A 621-nucleotide genomic window follows, 5' to 3' on the forward strand; every position below is an offset into this window, starting at 1 on the left:
GCCAGGCCGCGCCGCTGGTCAGCGCCGAGGACGCCGGGCGCACCCTGGCGCTGGTCGAAGCCATCCGCCAGGCCGCCGAATCCGGCCGCGCCTGCGCCCCGCAGATCGTCTGAAGAGTAGAGTCCATGAGCCAACGCATTTTCTCCCTGGCCGCCCTCACCGTGCTCGAACTGTCGCCGCCGCAGATGGTCGAGGTGGCCGCCCGCGCCGGTTACAGCCATGTCGGCCTGCGCCTGGTGCCGGCCACGCCGGAGGAGCAGCACTTCCCCCTGGTGGCCGACGCCGGGCTGCGTGCGCAGACCCGTCAGCGCTTGCGCGACACCGGCATCCGCGTGCTTGACGTGGAAATCCTGCGCCTGAAACCCGAGACCCGCGTCGCCGAGTTCGAGGCCATCCTCGCCGCCGGCGCCGAGCTGGGCGCCAGCGAGTTGCTGGTGGCCGGCAACGATGCGGACGAGGCGCGCCTGACCGCCAACTTCGCCGCCCTGTGCGACCTTTCCGCGCCCTACGGCCTGCATCCGCACCTGGAATTCATGCCCTGGACCGACGCCCGCGACCTGCGCCAGGCGGCGCGCATCGTCGCCGCGGCGGACCGGGCCAACGGCTGTGTGCTGGTCGATG

At 72.5% G+C, this 621-nt stretch carries 1 protein-coding gene and 1 pseudogene; both read left to right on the forward strand.

Going from position 1 to position 621, the window contains the following annotated elements; translation table 11 throughout:
• Nucleotides 1–113, forward strand: a pseudogene (locus N878_RS29740) (gfo/Idh/MocA family oxidoreductase); the annotation flags it as partial.
• 12 nt (nt 114–125) lie between these two features.
• Nucleotides 126–621 (forward strand): sugar phosphate isomerase/epimerase (locus tag N878_RS24960; RefSeq protein WP_021446195.1); only part of this gene is annotated, 496 nt, incomplete at its 3' end.

The organism is Pseudomonas sp. EGD-AK9 (assembly GCF_000465935.2).
Classification (GTDB): domain Bacteria; phylum Pseudomonadota; class Gammaproteobacteria; order Pseudomonadales; family Pseudomonadaceae; genus Aquipseudomonas.